The 16085-nt window shown below is 73.6% G+C and carries 15 protein-coding genes; 10 read left to right on the top strand and 5 right to left on the bottom strand.

Features of this window, described 5'->3' with window-relative positions; translation table 11 throughout:
- Positions 1-273 precede the first annotated feature (273 nt).
- The 6 genes from ADL08_RS03270 to ADL08_RS03245 all read left to right on the top strand — a co-directional run bounded on the left by ADL08_RS03270 (position 274) and on the right by ADL08_RS03245 (position 5427).
- Positions 274-1041 carry a metallophosphoesterase family protein gene (locus ADL08_RS03270; RefSeq protein WP_078968214.1) on the top strand — a complete coding sequence of 256 codons (768 nt, stop codon included), beginning with the start codon at positions 274-276 and terminating at the stop codon, positions 1039-1041.
- 129 nt (positions 1042-1170) lie between these two features.
- Complete coding sequence (locus ADL08_RS03265; RefSeq protein ID WP_053640497.1) at positions 1171-1614, top strand: SRPBCC family protein; 444 nt, start codon at positions 1171-1173, stop codon at positions 1612-1614.
- 368 nt (positions 1615-1982) lie between these two features.
- Positions 1983-3116: an ArsA family ATPase gene (locus ADL08_RS03260; RefSeq protein WP_053640496.1), complete on the top strand. Its 1134-nt coding sequence runs from the start codon at positions 1983-1985 to the stop codon at positions 3114-3116.
- 43 nt (positions 3117-3159) lie between these two features.
- A complete protein-coding gene (locus tag ADL08_RS03255; protein WP_053640495.1) occupies positions 3160-3588 on the top strand; it encodes a DUF5304 domain-containing protein in 429 nt (142 codons plus the stop codon).
- A 66-nt stretch (positions 3589-3654) separates the two neighbouring features.
- The gene (locus tag ADL08_RS03250; protein WP_053640494.1) at positions 3655-4596 is read left to right on the top strand and encodes an ROK family glucokinase; all 942 of its coding nucleotides are present in this window, start codon (positions 3655-3657) and stop codon (positions 4594-4596) included.
- A gap of 87 nt (positions 4597-4683) precedes the next feature.
- The gene (locus ADL08_RS03245; protein ID WP_053640493.1) at positions 4684-5427 is read left to right on the top strand and encodes an endonuclease/exonuclease/phosphatase family protein; all 744 of its coding nucleotides are present in this window, start codon (positions 4684-4686) and stop codon (positions 5425-5427) included.
- A 39-nt stretch (positions 5428-5466) separates the two neighbouring features.
- Here the strand turns inward: ADL08_RS03245 and ADL08_RS03240 are convergent, their stop codons facing one another.
- Together ADL08_RS03240 and ADL08_RS03235 are read right to left on the bottom strand one after the other, a co-directional pair.
- Complete coding sequence (locus tag ADL08_RS03240; protein ID WP_053640492.1) at positions 5467-6183, bottom strand: hypothetical protein; 717 nt, start codon at positions 6181-6183, stop codon at positions 5467-5469.
- Entirely contained in the window at positions 6176-6958 is a 783-nt protein-coding gene (locus ADL08_RS03235) for an alpha/beta hydrolase (protein WP_053640491.1), read from the bottom strand. Before ADL08_RS03235 ends, ADL08_RS03240 begins: the two co-directional genes overlap by 8 nt.
- Before the next feature lie 226 nt (positions 6959-7184).
- On the opposite strand from ADL08_RS03235, the gene ADL08_RS03230 reads away from it, so the two are divergent.
- The 4 genes from ADL08_RS03230 (at position 7185) to ADL08_RS03215 (ending at position 11004) form a co-directional block, all read left to right on the top strand.
- Positions 7185-7916 carry a lysophospholipid acyltransferase family protein gene (locus ADL08_RS03230; RefSeq protein WP_053640521.1) on the top strand — a complete coding sequence of 244 codons (732 nt, stop codon included), beginning with the start codon at positions 7185-7187 and terminating at the stop codon, positions 7914-7916.
- A gap of 111 nt (positions 7917-8027) precedes the next feature.
- Positions 8028-9239: a MacS family sensor histidine kinase gene (macS, locus tag ADL08_RS03225; RefSeq protein WP_053640490.1), complete on the top strand. Its 1212-nt coding sequence runs from the start codon at positions 8028-8030 to the stop codon at positions 9237-9239.
- Between the two features lie 20 nt (positions 9240-9259).
- Positions 9260-9907 (top strand): response regulator, encoded by a 648-nt coding sequence (locus ADL08_RS03220; RefSeq protein WP_053640489.1) that lies wholly within the window; start codon positions 9260-9262, stop codon positions 9905-9907.
- 98 nt (positions 9908-10005) lie between these two features.
- The gene (locus ADL08_RS03215) at positions 10006-11004 is read left to right on the top strand and encodes a 2-hydroxyacid dehydrogenase (RefSeq protein WP_053640488.1); all 999 of its coding nucleotides are present in this window, start codon (positions 10006-10008) and stop codon (positions 11002-11004) included.
- Between the two features lie 33 nt (positions 11005-11037).
- Here ADL08_RS03215 and ADL08_RS03210 read toward each other — a convergent pair whose 3' ends face one another.
- The 3 genes from ADL08_RS03210 to ADL08_RS03205 form a co-directional block, all read right to left on the bottom strand.
- Positions 11038-12906, bottom strand: coding sequence for an anthranilate synthase family protein (locus ADL08_RS03210; RefSeq protein ID WP_053640487.1), 1869 nt, complete (start codon positions 12904-12906; stop codon positions 11038-11040).
- 101 nt (positions 12907-13007) lie between these two features.
- Positions 13008-13064, bottom strand: coding sequence for a trp operon leader peptide (locus ADL08_RS39145; RefSeq protein WP_420710536.1), 57 nt, complete (start codon positions 13062-13064; stop codon positions 13008-13010).
- Between the two features lie 91 nt (positions 13065-13155).
- On the bottom strand, positions 13156-15939 hold the full coding sequence (locus ADL08_RS03205) for an N-acetylmuramoyl-L-alanine amidase (RefSeq protein ID WP_053640520.1): 2784 nt from the start codon (positions 15937-15939) through the stop codon (positions 13156-13158).
- Between the last annotated feature and the right edge of the window lie 146 nt (positions 15940-16085).

Raw genomic sequence — 16085 nt, 5'->3', positions numbered from 1 at the left:
ACGGCTCTGTGTGATGCGCCGGTGTAGTCCATGTTCGGTCAGGCGCTCAGTGGGGGTGAGCACGACTGGACCGCCCGGACGTTACCCATCAGTACGTGGTTCCCGATAGGGGGTCCCGGCCAGATGTTCCGTGCGTCACACACGCGTGACGGTGCTCCGTGAACAGTAGTCCACCGGCTTCAGGACTCGGAAGTAACCGCAGGTAGGGCGGCCGGGGGCGGTCCGTCGTCCGATTCCCGACCCGGGTCCGGGGGCGCCCCCTAAGGTGGCTCCATGCGAGTCCATGTGGTCAGTGACGTGCACGGCAACGCCGGGGACCTCGCCCGGGCGGGAGAGGGCGCCGACGCCCTGATATGCCTGGGGGACCTGGTCCTCTTCCTCGACTACGCCGACCACCGCCGGGGCATCTTCCCCGACCTCTTCGGCGTCGAGAACGCCGACCGGCTCGTCGAGCTGCGCACCGCCCGCCGCTTCGACGAGGCCCGCGACCTGGGCCGGCGCCTCTGGGCCGAGCTCGGCATCGACCGCACCACCGCCATCGAGGCCGCCGTGCGCCGCCAGTACGCCGAACTCTTCGCCGCCTTCCCCACCCCGACGTACGCCACCTACGGGAACGTGGACATCCCCCGGTTCTGGCCCGAGTTCGCCCGGCCCGGGACGACCGTCCTCGACGGGGAGCGCGTCGAGCTCGGCGGACTCGTCTTCGGCTTCGTCGGCGGCGGCCTGCGCACCCCGATGCGCACGCCGTACGAGATCTCCGACGAGGAGTACGCGGCGAAGGTCGAGGCGCTCGGCGAGGTCGACGTCCTCTGCTCCCACATCCCGCCGGAGGTGCCGGAGCTGACGTACGACACGGTGGCCCGCCGCTTCGAGCGGGGCAGCCGGGCCCTGCTCGACGCGATCCGGCGCACCCGGCCGCGCTACTCGCTCTTCGGCCACGTCCACCAGCCGCTGGCCCGGCGGATGCGGATCGGCGCGACCGAGTGCGTCAACGTCGGCCACTTCGCCTCGACCGGCAGGCCCTTCGCCCTGGAGTGGTGATCCCCGGGCCTTCCCCGGCCTTCCCCGGCCTTCCCGTGGCGGGGCCGGGCCCCGGGCGCGATAGCCTGCCGTCGGCACGCCCGTGCCCCCTTGACTTCCGCCGGACCGCACAGTGGAGGAGCCACCGCGATGGCCGAACACACCAGCTCGAGCATCACCATCGAGGCGGCGCCGGCCGACGTCATGGGCGTGATCGCCGACTTCGCCCGCTACCCCGAGTGGACGGGCGAGGTGAAGGAGGCCGAGGTCCTGGAGGAGGACGCCGCCGGCCGCGCGGAGAAGGTCCGGCTGCTCCTCGACGCGGGCGCGATCAAGGACGACCACACCCTCGCGTACACCTGGACCGGCGCCGACGAGGTCAGCTGGACCCTGGTCAAGTCCCAGATGCTCCGCTCCCTCGACGGCTCCTACCGCCTGGCCCCGCTCGACGGCGGCAGGCGCACCGAGGTCACCTACCAGCTGACCGTCGACGTCAAGATCCCCATGCTCGGCATGATCAAGCGCAAGGCCGAGAAGGTCATCATCGACCGCGCCCTGGCGGGCCTGAAGAAGCGCGTGGAATCCGACGCGTAGTCGCTGCGCGGCGGGACGGGGTACGGCTCCGGGGGCGCGCCCCCGGGCGGCACGCGGGCCCTGAGCCGCCTGCGGTGCCCGCTGCCTGGGCGGCCCCGACGGTGACGGGCCCCGGACCGAACGCCGGGCCTTGGCCGCCGGGCGGTCCCGAGACGCCCTGCCTCCGGCGCGGGGCCGGACGGCCCCGAGACGCCCTGCCTTCCGCGCGGGGCCGGGCCGTGTCCGTCTCTGTCTCCGGCGCAGGGCCGGATCGTGATCGTCTCTGTCTCCGGCGCAGGGCCGGATCGCGATCGTCTCCGCGTCGGCTCGGCAAGGCCCCGGCCAGGGCCCCGGGACCCCCGTCGGCGGAGGCGGGTAGCGTCCTCCGCATGCGGATCATCCTTGTCACCGGCCTCGGCGGCGCCGGGCGCACCACCGTCGCGGCAGCGACCGCTCTCGCCGGGGCGCGGGCCGGGCGGCGGGTCCTGCTCGTGTCCGAGGACGCCGGGGCGCCGCCGGAGGAAGGGAACCTCCGGGTGCTGCGGCCCGAGCCCGCCGCCGACTTCCGCCGCGAGTTCCTCGCCCTCCAGGCCCGCTCCGGCGTCGCCCTCGACCTGCTCGGCGCCGCGCCCTTCGAGGACGCCGAGCTGACCGAGCTGCCCGGCAGCCGCTCCTTCGCCCTGCTGCGGGCCCTGCGCGAGACGGCCGCCGGCGACCACGAACTCGCCGTCGTCGACCTGCCCCCGCTCCCCGAGGCCCTCGCCGTCCTCGCGCTGCCCGAACAGCTCCGCCGCTACCTGCGCCGGCTCCTGCCCCAGGAGCGGCAGGCCGCCCGCGCCCTGCGCCCGATGCTCGCCCAGCTCGCCGGGGTCCCCATGCCCGCGCAGTGGTTGTACGAGACCACCGCCCGCTGGGAGGCCGAACTCGCCGCCGTCCAGGCCGTCGTCGAAGCCCCCGCCACCACCGTCCGGCTCGTCCTCGAACCCGGACCCGCCGCCACCCGCGCCCTGCGCACCGCCCGCCTCGGCCTCGCCCTCCACCGCCTCTCCCTCGACGCCGTCGTCGCCAACCGGCTGCTGCCCGCAGGCTCCGAGGACCCCTGGCTCGCCGGACTGACCGCCGAGCAGCACGGGCACCTCGCGGAACTCCGTACCGCCGGCGGAGTGCTCCACGAGCTCCCGCACCTCGGCCGCGCCCCGCGCGGGGCCGACGACCTCGCCCTCCTCGCCCCCGCCGACAGCACGCCCGCGCCCGTGCCCGCGTGGACCGTCGAGGACCGGCGCGAGGAGGACGGCGTCCTCGTCTGGCACCTCCCCCTGCCCGGCGCCGTCAAGGAGGAGCTCTCGCTCGTCCGGCGCGGCGACGAGCTGCTCCTGACCGCCGGACCCTTCCGCCGCAACCTCCCCCTCCCCGGCGCCCTGCGCCGCTGCACCGTCACCGGCGCGGGCCTCGTCGACGGCGACCTCCGGGTCCGCTTCACCCCCGACCCCGGACTCTGGCCCGACCGGCCCCGCACCCCCTGAGCCCCGTGTACCGTCGAAGTACCAGCCGACTGAGGAGTGCGCCATGAGCGATTCGGACGCCTGGGCCAAGGCATGCGCCGAGGACCTGGAGGCGGAGAAGGCCCGCCGCCGGGCCGAGCGCGGGGCCGGGCCGGGAACGGCCGCCGAGGAGTTCCGCAAGCTCTTCGACGCCGTCGCGGGCAAGGTCTCCGAGGGCTTCGGGAACCCGCTGCTCGCGGGCCAGGCCGCGCGGACCGTCCAGCAGCTCGTCGACCAGGCGAAGGCCGCGGTCGAGCCCGTCGTCGAGCGCAACCCGCAGGTCTTCGACCACCTCGCCGCCGCCGGCAGCGAACTCCTCGCCGCCTACCGCTCCGCCGTCGAGGGCCACGAGACCCGCTGGACCCGGGGAGAGGCCCCCTCGGAAGAGCCCCCGAAGCCGCCCCGCGAGGACGGCGAAGGGCCCGGAACCGGCCAGCACATCGACCTGGATTGATCAGGACGAGCCTCCCCCTCGGGTACGGTGGGCCCTAGCGGGGCTCGACCGAAAACTGAGGGACACATGGGACTCACCATCGGCGTCGACATCGGCGGCACGAAGATCGCGGCCGGCGTGGTCGACGAGGAGGGCAACATCCTCGACACGCACAAGGTGCCCACCCCGCCGACCCCCGAGGGCATCGTCGACGCGATCAGCACGGCGGTCTCCCAGGCCGGCAAGGGCCACACGATCGAGGCCGTGGGCATCGGCGCCGCCGGCTACGTCGACGACAAGCGCGCCACCGTCCTCTTCGCGCCGAACATCGACTGGCGGCACGAGCCGCTCAAGGACAAGGTCGAGCAGCGCGTCGGCCTGCCCGTCGTCGTCGAGAACGACGCCAACGCCGCGGCCTGGGGCGAGTACCGCTTCGGCGCCGGCCAGGGCCACGAGGACGTCATCTGCATCACCCTCGGCACCGGCCTCGGCGGCGGCATCATCATCGGCAACAAGCTGCGCCGCGGCCGCTTCGGCGTGGCCGCCGAATTCGGCCACATCCGGGTCGTCCCCGACGGCCTGCTCTGCGGCTGCGGCAGCCAGGGCTGCTGGGAGCAGTACGCCTCCGGGCGCGCCCTCGTCCGGTACGCCCGGCAGCGCGCCAACGCCACCCCGGAGAACGCCGAGGTCCTGCTGAGCTTCGGCGACGGCACCCCCGAGGGCATCGAGGGCCGCCACGTCAGCCAGGCCGCCCGCGCCGGCGACCCGGTCGCCGTCGACTCCTTCCGGGAGCTGGCCCGCTGGGCCGGCGCCGGCCTCGCCGACCTGGCCTCGCTCTTCGACCCCTCGGCGTTCATCGTCGGCGGCGGCGTCTCGGACGAGGGCGACCTCGTCCTCGACCCGATCCGCAAGTCCTTCCGGCGCTGGCTGATCGGCGGCCAGTGGCGCCCGCACGCCCAGGTCCTCGCCGCCCAGCTCGGCAACAAGGCCGGCCTGGTCGGCGCGGCGGACCTGGCCCGCCAGGGCTGACCCGTCCGAAGACATGTGAAGGCCGTACGACGACCGCCCGCCGCGTCCCCCCCGGACCCGGCGGGCGGTCGTCGTATGTTGGGCCCCATGGCGATCACCGAACTGCCCAACTCCCGCACCGAGGAAGACGGTTCGGCCGTCCTCCGGGTCCTGAGCTACAACGTCCGCTCGATGCGCGACGACGAGGACGCCCTCGCCCGGGTCGTCCGGGCCTGCGCCCCGGACGTCGTCTTCGTCCAGGAGGCCCCGCGGTTCTTCCGCTGGCGCAAGCACGCCGCCCGCCTCGCCGCCAAGAGCGACCTCGTCGTCCTGAGCGGCGGTGCCACCGCGGCGGGGCCGATGCTGCTCTGCTCCCTGCGGGCCATGGTGGAACGCACCGAGGACGTGCTGCTCCCGCTCACCCCCGGCCTGCACCGCCGGGGCCTGGCGACGGCGGTCGTCCGCTTCGCCGGGGCCCGGGTCGGGCTGATCAGCTGCCACCTGAGCCTGCGGAAGGACGAGCGGTACGCCCAGGCCGGCATGGTCCTCGACCGGGTCGCCGCCCTCGGCACCCCGCACGTCCTCGTCGGCGGCGACCTCAACGAGCGGCCCGGCGGCCCCGCCTTCACCCGGCTCACCGGGGAGCTCCGGGACGGCTGGGCCGCGAGCCCGTGGGGCGGCGAGTACACCTCGACACCCGAGGACCCCCACCAGCGCATCGACGCGGTCCTGGCCACCCCGGGCGTCGAGTTCCTCGGCTGCGGGGTCCCGCAGGACCTCGACCCCGCCGACCTGAGGGCCGCCACGGACCACCTGCCGGTCCTCGCGGCGGTCCGCGTGCCCGTCCCCTAGGGGCCCTGCACGGAGGAGCCCCCTACACGGAGGAGACCCCTACACGACCGCCCCGCGGCCCGGGTCGTCGAAGCCGTCATCGTCGTCGTCGTGCTTCATGCGCGCGACCAGGGTCGCGAAGCCGCCCAGGAAGCCGCCCACGCAGAGCGTCGTCAGCCACCAGGTCATGTCCCACTGGAGCAGGACGGCCAGGAGCAGCAGGACCGGACCGCCGACCACGCCGAGCCAGGCGAACTTGGCCGCCGCGTCCGCGTCCGGCAGCGGGGGCGGCTCCGGCGGCACGAAGTGGCCCTCCTCGGAGCCCTCCGGGCCGTCCTCCGGCTCGGCGGGGGAGAAGTCCCGGGGACCGGCGGGCCGCACCCCGGGCGCGAACACGATCGAGCCGCCGAGCGCCGGCTTCTCCGGAGCGTCCCCGTCCGCCCCGGGCTTCCCGTCCGTCCCGGAGCCGTCCTCCGCCTCCGGCTTCCCGGCCGTCCCGGGCCCGTCGTCCGTCCCCGGCCTCCCCGCCGCCCTCGGCTTCCAGACCGCGTCCGGCTTCCCGGTCGCCTTCGGGGCGGACGCGCCCCCGGTCCCGTCCTTGCCGTCGTCCCCGAGGTCCTCCGGCTCCGGCAGGGACAGGTTCTCGATCGGCCGGAACGGCCTCGTCCCCGGAGGGTCCGCGGGCTCCTCGCCGTACCCGGCGACGATCGCGGCCCAGGCCGCCTCCTCGTCGATGGGCTGCGGCTCCCGGTCTCCGCCGTCCTGCTGATCAGCCACCGCTCCTGCTCCCCTTCCCGCCGACCGGTTCCGGAGCGAGACGCTCGACGAGGGCCCAGCTCTCGTCGAAGATCCGCTCCGCGTCATGGTCCAACGTCGCGACGTGGTAGCTCTGTTCCAGCAGGACCTCCCGGACGTCCGTCGAGGAGACCCGGCTCAGGATCCTGGCCGAGTCCGCCGGCGGCACCACGTGGTCCCGGGGGCTGTGCAGCAGCACCAGCGGCTGCGTGACCTGCGGCAGCTCCCCGTCCACCGTACGGAAGAACTGGCGCAGGGAGTGCGCCGAGTGCAGCGGCACCCGGTCGTAGCCGACCTCGGTCACGCCCTCCTTGGCGATGTCGTTGGCGACGCCCTTCGTGGTGGCCACCAGGTGCCGGACGACCGGCAGCGCGTGCGCGGCCACGCCGTGCACCTTGTTGCCCGGATTGACCAGGACGAGTCCCCGCACCGCGTCCCCGTGCCGGGCCGCGAGCCGCAGCGCGAGGGCCCCGCCCATGGAGAGGCCGAAGACGAAGACGGTCGAGCACCGCTCCCGCAGCTCGCGCAGCGCCCGGTCGACCTCGGCGTACCAGTCGTGCCAGGTGGTGAGCCGCATGTCCTGCCAGCGGGTGCCGTGCCCCGGCAGGAGCGGCACCGACACCGACAGACCGCGCCCGGCCAGGTACTCGGCCCACGGGCGCATCGACTGCGGGGAACCGGTGAATCCGTGACAGAGAAGGACGCCGACCTCTCCGCCCTCATGGCGGTACGGCTCGGCTCCGGGAAGGACCGGCACCGGGGTCTCCTGTTCGCTCGGCTTCGCGTTCGCCCCCGGACGCGTCCCCGGGGGCGCCCTCGCGTGCGCCTCCGGTGCGCCGAAGCGACGGAAAATGGGGAAGGACCTTCACGGTACGCGACCGGACCGACACCGACCAGGGCCGCAGCGGGGGGCGTACGCCGGTACGGGATAAAGTCGTGGCCGGACAGCACACGGAAGGCATGGCGAGTTGATCTACGGCGCGATGAAGTTCTCCCTCGGCGGATCCCTGAAGATCGCCTTCCGGCCCTGGGTGGAGGGTCTGGAGAACGTTCCCGCCGACGGACCCGCCATCCTGGCGAGCAACCACCTGTCCTTCTCGGACTCCTTCTTCCTGCCGGCCGTGCTCGACCGCAAGGTCACCTTCATCGCCAAGGCCGAGTACTTCACCACCCCCGGCGTGAAGGGCAAGCTCACCGCCGCCTTCTTCAAGGGCGTCGGCCAGCTCCCGGTGGACCGCTCGGGCGCCCGGGGCGCCGGCGAGGCGGCCATCAGGGCCGGCATCGAGGTCATCGAGGGCGGCGGCCTCTTCGGCATCTACCCCGAGGGCACCCGCTCGCCGGACGGGCGCCTCTACCGGGGCAAGCCCGGCGGCCTGGCGCGGGTCGCCCTGGCCACCGGCGCGCCCGTGATCCCGGTCGCGATGATCGACACCGAGAAGATCCAGCCGCCCGGCAAGCTCGTCCCCAAGCTGATGCGCCCGGGGATCCGGATCGGCGAGCCGCTGGACTTCACCCGCTACCGGGGCATGGAGGGGGACCGCTTCATCCTCCGCTCGGTGACGGACGAGGTCATGTACGAGATCATGAAGCTGTCCGGCCAGGAGTATGTCGACATCTACGCGACCGCCGCCAAGCGGCAGATCGCGGAGGCGGAGAAGGCGGCCAAGGAGGCCGTGAAGGCCGAGATCGCCGCCCGCGAGGAGTCCGGGGCGTAACGAACGACCGCCCCGCGAGGACCCGGGGGCGCGAGGAGCGACCGCCCCGGGAGAGAAGTCCGGGGCGCGGGAGGAACCACCCCGTCAGGGGTGCCGGGGGGCGGGGGAGAGATGGCGAAGCGCGAGCGTGTCGTCCGCATGTCGGTCGAGCAGCCGCTGTGGCGCGCCCTGACCGGCTACCGCGTCCTGACGATGGTCTACGCGGTCCTGATCTTCGTCTTCGGCCGCGACCGGTACGAGCGGCCCTGGGTCGGCGTCGTCTATCTGGCGGTGCTGTGCGTCTGGACCCTCGCCACCCTCCCCAAGGTGGCGAACGCGGCCGGCTGCACCCGGCGCTTCCTCGTCGTGGACCTCACCGTCGCCCTCACCGGCATCCTCCTCACCCCGCTCGCCGACGCCCACGCCCAGTCGGTCGACGGCCCCACCCTGCCGTCCATATGGACCGCCGGATCCGTCCTCGCGTTCGCCATCAAGGGCGGCTGGCGCTGGGCCGGCGCCGCCTCCTCCCTCGTCGCCGTCGCCAACATCGTCGAGCGCGGCCACCCCAGCCGGGACACCGTCCACAACGTGATCCTGGTCTGGGTCGCCTCCATCGCCATCGGGTACGTCGTCGAGGTCGCCCGCGCCTCCGAGCGCACCCTCGCCCGCGCCCTGGAGATCGAGGCCGCCACCCGGGAGCGGGAGCGGCTCGCCCGCGACATCCACGACAGCGTCCTCCAGGTCCTCGCGATGGTGCAGCGGCGCGGCACCGCCCTCGGCGGCGAGGCCGCCGACCTCGGCAGGATGGCGGGCGAGCAGGAGGTGGCCCTGCGCACCCTGGTGGCGGGCGGCCTCACCCGGCCCAGCCTGGTCTCCGAGGACGAGTCCGAGGGGGCCGTGGTCCGGGTCGTGGAGGTGGACGACGAGGCGGACGGCTCCGCCCCCGTCGACCTGCGCGTCCTGATCGCCCCGCGAGCCGGGTCCCGGGTCACCCTCTCCGAGCCGGGCGCGCCGGTCCTCCTCCCGCCGCCCGCCGCCCGCGAGCTGGCAGCCGCCGTCGGCGCCGCCCTGGACAATGTGAGGGTGCACGCGGGCGAGGACGCCCACGCCTGGATCCTGATCGAGGACTGGTCCGACGAGGTGACCGTCACCGTCCGGGACGACGGACCCGGCATCCCGGAGGGCCGTCTCGCGCAGGCGGAGGGCGAGGGCCGGATGGGCGTCGCCCTCTCCATCCGGGGGAGGCTGCGGGACCTGGGCGGCAGCGCCGAGGTCGTCTCGGTCCCCGGGCAGGGCACGGAAGTCGAGTTGAAGGTCCCACGGGGGAAGGCGGAGAAGCAGTGAGCGAGCAGCGGATCAGAGTGATGGTCGTCGACGACCACCCGATGTGGCGGGACGCGGTCGCCCGCGACCTGGCCGAGGCGGGCTTCGACGTGGTCGCCACCGCGGGCGACGGCGAGCAGGCCGTGCGGCGCGCGGCGGCCGCCGTCCCCGACGTCCTCGTCCTGGACCTGAACCTGCCGGTCAAGCCCGGCGTCCAGGTCTGCAAGGAGCTGGTCGGCGCCCGCCCGGAGCTGAGGGTCCTCGTCCTCTCGGCGAGCGGCGAGCACGCCGACGTCCTGGAGGCGGTCAAGTCCGGCGCCACCGGCTACCTCCTCAAGTCCGCCAGTACGGAGGAGCTGATCGACGCGGTGCGCCGCACGGCCGTCGGCGACCCCGTCTTCACCCCCGGCCTGGCCGGCCTGGTCCTCGGCGAGTACCGCCGGCTGGCCTCCGAGCCCGCCCCGGTCAGCGGCGCCGACGAGCCGAACGCCCCCCGGCTGACCGACCGCGAGACCGAGGTCCTGCGGCTCGTCGCCAAGGGCCTCAGCTACAAGCAGATCGCCGAGCGCCTGGTCATCTCGCACCGCACGGTGCAGAACCACGTCCAGAACACCCTCGGCAAGCTCCAGCTGCACAACCGCGTGGAGCTCGTCCGGTACGCCATCGAGCGCGGTCTCGACGAGGCGTAGAGGGTGTCCGGCGGGCCGGGGCCGGGCGAGAGCCGTATATTCGCGCTGACAGGACACAGGCGCCGGCATCCGGCCCGTCACCGCACCGAGGGGCACGCGTGGAAATCCTGGCATTCGGCGTGCAGGCGGACGAGAAGCCGCTCATCGAGCGGGCCTTCGAGGGGTACCACGACGTGCACTGCCTGGACGTCTTCCTCACCGAGGACACCGCCCGCATCGCGGCCGGCTACGAGATCGTCTCCACCAGCGTCAACGCCGTCCTGGACCACCGCGTCCTGCAGATCCTCGCCGCCGGCGGGACGCAGATGATCGCCCAGCGCTCCACCGGCTTCAACAACATCGACCTGGAGGTCGCCGAGCGCCTCGGCCTCACCGTCGCCCGGGTGTCGTACTACTCGCCGTACTCGGTCGCGGAGTTCGCCTGGACCCTCGCCATGGCCGTCAACCGGCGGATCGTCCGCGCGTCCAACCGCACCCGCGACTTCGACTTCCGCCTCGACGGCCTGATGGGCCGCGACCTGCGCGGGCGCACCGTCGGCGTCCTCGGCACCGGCAAGATCGGGGAGGCCTTCACCCGGATCGCCCACGGCTTCGGGATGAAGCTGCTCGGCTGGGACGTCGCCGAGAACCCGGCCTGCGTCGACCTCGGCATGCGCTACGTGGAGAAGGAGCGGCTCTTCGCGGAGTCGGACCTCGTCAGCCTCCACGTGCCGCTGCTCCCCGCCACCCGGCACGTCGTCGACGCCGCCGCCCTCGGGGCGATGAAGGACGACGCCATCCTGGTGAACTCCAGCCGCGGCGGGCTCGTCGACACCGAGGCCCTGGTCACCGAGCTCCGCGCCGGCCGCTTCACCGGCGTCGGCCTGGACGTGTACGAGGCGGAGGCCGGGCTCTTCTTCCTCGACAAGTCCCTGGAGGCCGTCGAGGACGACACCCTGGCCCGCCTGGTCACCTTCCCGAACGTGGTGGTCACCTCCCACCAGGCGTACTACACGCAGGACGCGGTCGGCCAGATCGTGGACACCACCCTCCGCAACGTCCTCGACCACATCGCGGGCCGCCGCAGCGAGAACGTCCTGGTCCCCAGGACCGGATGACCCGGCGTCCGGGTCCCGGGGACCAGCGGACCCTCAGACCAGCACGCCCGCGAGGAGCGAGGCCGTCAGCGCCGCGCCCTCCGTCGTCAGGACCGACTCGGGGTGGAACTGCACCCCGGCGAAGCCGGGCCCGCGCAGGGCGTGCACCTCGCCCGTCCCCGGGTCGCGGCTCACCTCGATCCGGTGCAGCGCCAGCTCCTCGGCCGCCCGGTCGTCGCAGCGGGCGGTGAAGCTGTTGTAGAAGCCGACCGTACGCTCCTGCCCGAAGAGGTCGATCCGCACCTGGGCGCCCTGGAACGGCACCCGCTTGCGGACGATCTCCAGGCCCAGCTCGGCGGCGATCAGCTCGTGCCCCAGGCACACCCCGAGCAGGCCGTGCCGGTGGTCCCGGACCAGGTCGGCGGTCAGCCCGCGCAGGAACCGCATCTTCGGGTCGGCCGCGTCCGAGGGGTCGCCGGGCCCGGGGCCGAGCACGACCGGCCCCTCGTGCGCGAGCGCCAGCTCCCGCAGCCCCGGCTCGTCGTACCGGAGCACCGACACCTCCAGGCCGGAGGAGCGCAGGACGTGCGCCAGCATCGCCGTGAAGGTGTCCTCGGCGTCCACCACCAGCGCGTGCCCGGACAGCTCCGCGGACCGCGCCTGCATCTTCAGCCAGAACGGCGCCAGGTCCGCCCGGCGCGCGTCGAGCGCGGCCCGTACGCGGGGATCGTCGGCCAGCCGGGGGGAGACGGGCGCCTCCGCCGCCGGCCGGCCCTCCCGCACGCCCAGCGCGGTGAGGATCCCGGCCGCCTTGGCGTGGGTCTCGGCGACCTCGCCCGCCGGGTCCGAGTGCCGCACCAGGGTCGCGCCGACCGGCACCCGCAGCCGCCCGTCGGCGGCGATGTCGGCCGTGCGGATCAGGATGGGGGAGTCGAGGGTCTGGGCGCCGCTCCCGTCCGTGCCGAGCAGGGCGAGGGCCCCCGCGTAGTAGCCCCGGCCGCCGTTCTCGTGGCGTTCGATCACCCGGCAGGCGTTCTGCACCGGCGACCCGGTGACGGTCGCCGCGAACATCGTCTCCCGCAGCACCTCCCGCACGTCCAGGGAGGACCGGCCGCGCAGCTCGTACTCGGTGTGGGCGAGGTGCGCCATCTCCTTCAGGCGCGGGCCGATCACCACCCCGCCCCGGTCGCCCACCGTGCACATCATCTTCAGCTCCTCGTCCACCACCATGGACAGCTCCTCGGTCTCCTTGCGGTCGCCGAGGAAGGCGAGCAGGTCCTCCGGGGTGGGGGCGGCGCCGGCCGGGTAGCGGTACGTGCCGCTGATCGGGTTCATCACGACCGTCCCGCCCGACATCCGGACGTGCGCCTCGGGGCTCGCCCCGACCAGGGTCCGCTCCCCGGTGTGCACGACGAACGTCCAGTACGCGCCCCGCTCGCCCGCGAGCAGCCGCCGGAACAGGGCGAGCGCGTCGGCGCGCCCGAAGCCCGGGACCTCCCCGGTGTAGGTGCGCCGGATCACGAAGTTCGCGCCCTCGCCGGAGCCGATCTCCTCGTCGATCACCCGCCGCACGGTCCGCGCGTACTCCTCGTCGGAGACGTCGAACCCGCCGCCCTCGACCCGCACGTCGTGCGCCGGGAGCCGCTCCAGGACCTCGGCGAGCGGCAGTTCGTGGGCCTCCTCGGCGACGAGCACGGAGAGCGGGGTGCCGTCGTCGCGCACGTCGAAGCCGCGCTCCCGGATCTGCCGGAAGGGCACGAGCGCGAGGGCGGGCAGCGGGCCCACGGGCAGCTCCGCGAGGCGGCCGGCCTCGTGGACCCGGCCGATCAGCACCTCGACGGTGTCGTGGTCGCGGCCCGGGGTGCGCCTGCGCAGCAGGGCGAAGGGAGGGCAGGAGTCGTCGAGCAGACGGGAGAGGTCCATGGGGTCCGTCGTTCCTTCCGTGGGAGTGCGGAGAGGAACGGCCCCGGATACGGGAAAGGCCGCCCCTCGGGCGGCCTTCGCGTGTGTCGGTGTACGCGCAGTCAGTGGGCCGCCGGACGAGCGGTCCACCACCAGTTCTGATTCAGGGGCGCGTACATGGGAGCACTGTAACCCAGCCGGTACGGGAAAGGGGCCCGGTCCACACCGCGGACGGCGTGGACCGGGCTCCGGAGCGGCATCGCGGTCCGGTCAGAAGACCGGGTCGTAGGCCTGCCAGCCGCCGCTGATCCTGACCCGCGCGGTGTACGGGGAGGTGGCGTTGCCGGTGCCCCGGTAGAGCCACAGGTCGCCCGCGGCGTCACGGCCCACGAAGTCGACCTTGCCGTCACCGGTGAGGTCGCTCGGCCCGACGACGCTGTTGTAGACCTGCCAGCCGGTGCCGACCTTGAGGCGCGCGGCGTACGGGGAGGCGGCGTCGCCGGTGCCCCGGTACAGCCACAGCACGCCGGCGGTGTCGCGGCCGATGAAGTCGGCCTTGCCGTCGCCGCTGAGGTCGCCGGTGCTGATGATGCCGTTGTAGATCTGCCAGCCGGTGCCGATCCGCACCCGGGGGGCGAACGGCGCGGCCGGGGTGCCGGTGCCCTTGTACAGCCACAGGGCGCCCGACTTCTCGCGGGCGAGCAGGTCCGGCCTGTCGTCCCCGGTCAGGTCGCGGATGCCGGTGACGGTGTCGTAGATCTGCCAGCCGGTGCCGACCCGCAGCCGGCCCTTGAACGGCACCGACGGGTTGCCGCTGCCCTGGTAGTACCAGAGCGTGCCGCCGGGCTCCCGGGCCACGACGTCCCCGGTGCCGTCGGCCCGCAGGGCCGTCATCGGGGTGATCGCGTCGTAGGCCTGCCAGCCGCCGCCGACCCGGTACCGGGTCAGGAACGGGGTGGTGGCGCTGCCGGTGCCCTGGTGCTGCCAGAGGACGCCGGAGCCGTCGCGGGAGAGGAGGTTGTAGCGGTTGCCGGCGGAGACGGGAGCGGCGCCGGGGGCCTCGGTGACCTCGCTCTGCCTCACCCAGACGATCTTGTGGTGGAAGCGGATCGGCACGTACGCGACGGAGCCGACGACGTTCTTCTGCTCGGTGCCGAACCAGTCGTCGCCCACGACGGCGGGACCGGCCTTGACGTAGGCCTGGTCGGCGGCGAACGAGAACTTCGACAGGGGGTCGTTCTCGTCGCCCGGCGCCTCCAGGTTCGCCGCGGTGTAGGCGGCGGTCTCGGGGAAGGAGCGGCCGAAGACCTTGATCGAGGAGAGGCCCGACCGGACCTTCACGGTCGTGGCCCCGGGCACCGGGACGGTGTACTGGCCGCCGGGGTTCTGGAACCAGGCCTTCTTGCCCGCGTACCAGATCGCCGTCCAGTCGTCCTGGGCCTCGGCCACGACGTAGAGGCCGCCGGCGCGGACCTTGTTGCCGTAGTTCGAGCCCTCGGTCCACAGGGAGCTGAAGTACGGGTCGGCCGTCGTCGCCGCGCTCGTCGAGGGCGAGGCGTAGAGGTAGCCGAAGTTGGACGGGCGGGCCGGGACGGCCGTGCCGCCCGTGGTCAGCTTCGGCTGGTTCGCCGTGGTGAACGGCGGCACCACGCGGACCACCTGGCCGGCCCGGAGCGGACCGCCCGCGCCCTTGTCGCCCTGCGGGGCGCCCAGGAGGGACATGTAGTAGTTCCAGTCCCAGTACGGGCCGGCGTCCCAGTGGAGGCTGCTGAGGCGGTTGTCCGTCTGGAGCGCCACCTCGTCGTGCCCGATGACGTGCTCGCGGTCGATCGGCACGCCGTACTTCTTCGCCAGGAACTTCACCAGCTCCGCGGAGGAACGGTACTGCGGCTCGGTGTACCAGCTGCCCTCCTTGATGGCGTAGCCCTCGTGCTCCACGCCGATGGAGTGCATGTTGTGCGTCCAGTTGCCCGCGTGCCACGCCAGCTGCCTGTTCTCCAGCATCTGGGTGACCTGGCCGTCCTGGGCCCGGATCAGGTAGTGGGCGCTGCCCGTCCCCTTGGGGTTGGTGAGCGCGTCGAGCGAACCCTGGTAGGGGCCCTCGGTGTCGTGGATGACGATCTGGCGGATGTCCAGGCCCTGGTTCGGGCGGTCGGCGGGCGTGTGGTTGCGCGCGCCGCCGGGGTCCGTGCGGACCGGCACGAAGTCGCAGTTCAGGCCCGCGGGGCACTCGGGGGTCGGGACCGCCGCCGTGCTCGCGAAGCTCGCCGCCAGCGGCACGTTCGACGGCTTGACCGGCTCGGCCGACGGATCGGCCGGCAGGGCGACGGCCTCCCCGTCGAGGGTGAGGGCCCGCTCGCCCTTCCTGATCGACTCGAAGACGCGCTTCGCGAAGAGGTCGGCGCCCTTCTTCTTCGGGGACTGGCTGTAGCGCGCCACGGCCGGGTACCAGTCGCCCGGCTCGTCGGACAGCTCGGCGCCCGCCTGCTTCTGGTACTCGGCGAGCAGCGCCGCGCCGGCCCGGACGGAGGCCCCGGTGTCGTTCTGGACGGTCTCGGCGGAGCTGTCGATCAGCCCGGCGGCCTCGTCCAGGGTGTGGAGCCGGGGGTCGTCGGTGTCGACGAGCGCCTTCTCCAGGATGCGCCGGATCTCCGCGCGGTCGAACTTCTTCTCGATCTCCGGGCGGCCGGAGCCGTTGAAGTGGTCGATCTGCTCGTCGGTGACCTTCTGCGCGACGTCCCCGGGCTCGACCTTCGTGAGGCCCATCACGTTGTACGCGCCGGTCGTGCTCGGCTCGCCGTCGTGGGACTCCCAGCGGGTCTGCTGGTACGACACCGCCATCAGCACGCTCTGCGGCACGCCGAACTCCCGCGCGGCGCTCGCGAACTGCTCCTGGAGGGAGGCGTCCCGGCCCGGCTCGCCGTCGCCCGCCGCGCCCAGCAGACCGGGGGAGGCGACCGCGAGGGTGCCGATCGCGGCCGTTGCGGCGACCGCGGCCACGGCTCCGTAGAGGAAACGTTTCTTCTTGCGGTCCCTGCGGTGTCCCTGTGCCACGTCCACCCCTGTGTTCACCTGTGTTCGACTCTGTTGCCGAGAAACGGGCCCGAGGGTAACACTCCACGGCGTCATCAAGATCAGCGACCGACATTCCGGGCAGTCGTCTCAGTCATTGGTCGGTAGGACAGGACCGGACGAAGAAC

It is taken from the genome of Streptomyces sp. NRRL F-6492 (assembly GCF_001280125.1).
GTDB lineage: Bacteria > Actinomycetota > Actinomycetes > Streptomycetales > Streptomycetaceae > Streptomyces.
The sequence above is the reverse complement of the archived record's forward strand: the minus strand, read 5'-3'. Positions and strand labels throughout refer to the sequence as shown.

Coding starts and splice junctions, on each gene's coding strand:
- ADL08_RS03270 (WP_078968214.1), top strand. CDS start 274: ATGCGAGTCCATGTGGTCAGTGACGTGCACGGCAACGCCGGGGACCTC.
- ADL08_RS03265 (WP_053640497.1), top strand. CDS start 1,171: ATGGCCGAACACACCAGCTCGAGCATCACCATCGAGGCGGCGCCGGCC.
- ADL08_RS03260 (WP_053640496.1), top strand. CDS start 1,983: ATGCGGATCATCCTTGTCACCGGCCTCGGCGGCGCCGGGCGCACCACC.
- ADL08_RS03255 (WP_053640495.1), top strand. CDS start 3,160: ATGAGCGATTCGGACGCCTGGGCCAAGGCATGCGCCGAGGACCTGGAG.
- ADL08_RS03250 (WP_053640494.1), top strand. CDS start 3,655: ATGGGACTCACCATCGGCGTCGACATCGGCGGCACGAAGATCGCGGCC.
- ADL08_RS03245 (WP_053640493.1), top strand. CDS start 4,684: ATGGCGATCACCGAACTGCCCAACTCCCGCACCGAGGAAGACGGTTCG.
- ADL08_RS03230 (WP_053640521.1), top strand. CDS start 7,185: ATGAAGTTCTCCCTCGGCGGATCCCTGAAGATCGCCTTCCGGCCCTGG.
- macS (WP_053640490.1), top strand. CDS start 8,028: ATGGCGAAGCGCGAGCGTGTCGTCCGCATGTCGGTCGAGCAGCCGCTG.
- ADL08_RS03220 (WP_053640489.1), top strand. CDS start 9,260: ATGGTCGTCGACGACCACCCGATGTGGCGGGACGCGGTCGCCCGCGAC.
- ADL08_RS03210 (WP_053640487.1), bottom strand. CDS start 12,906: ATGGACCTCTCCCGTCTGCTCGACGACTCCTGCCCTCCCTTCGCCCTG.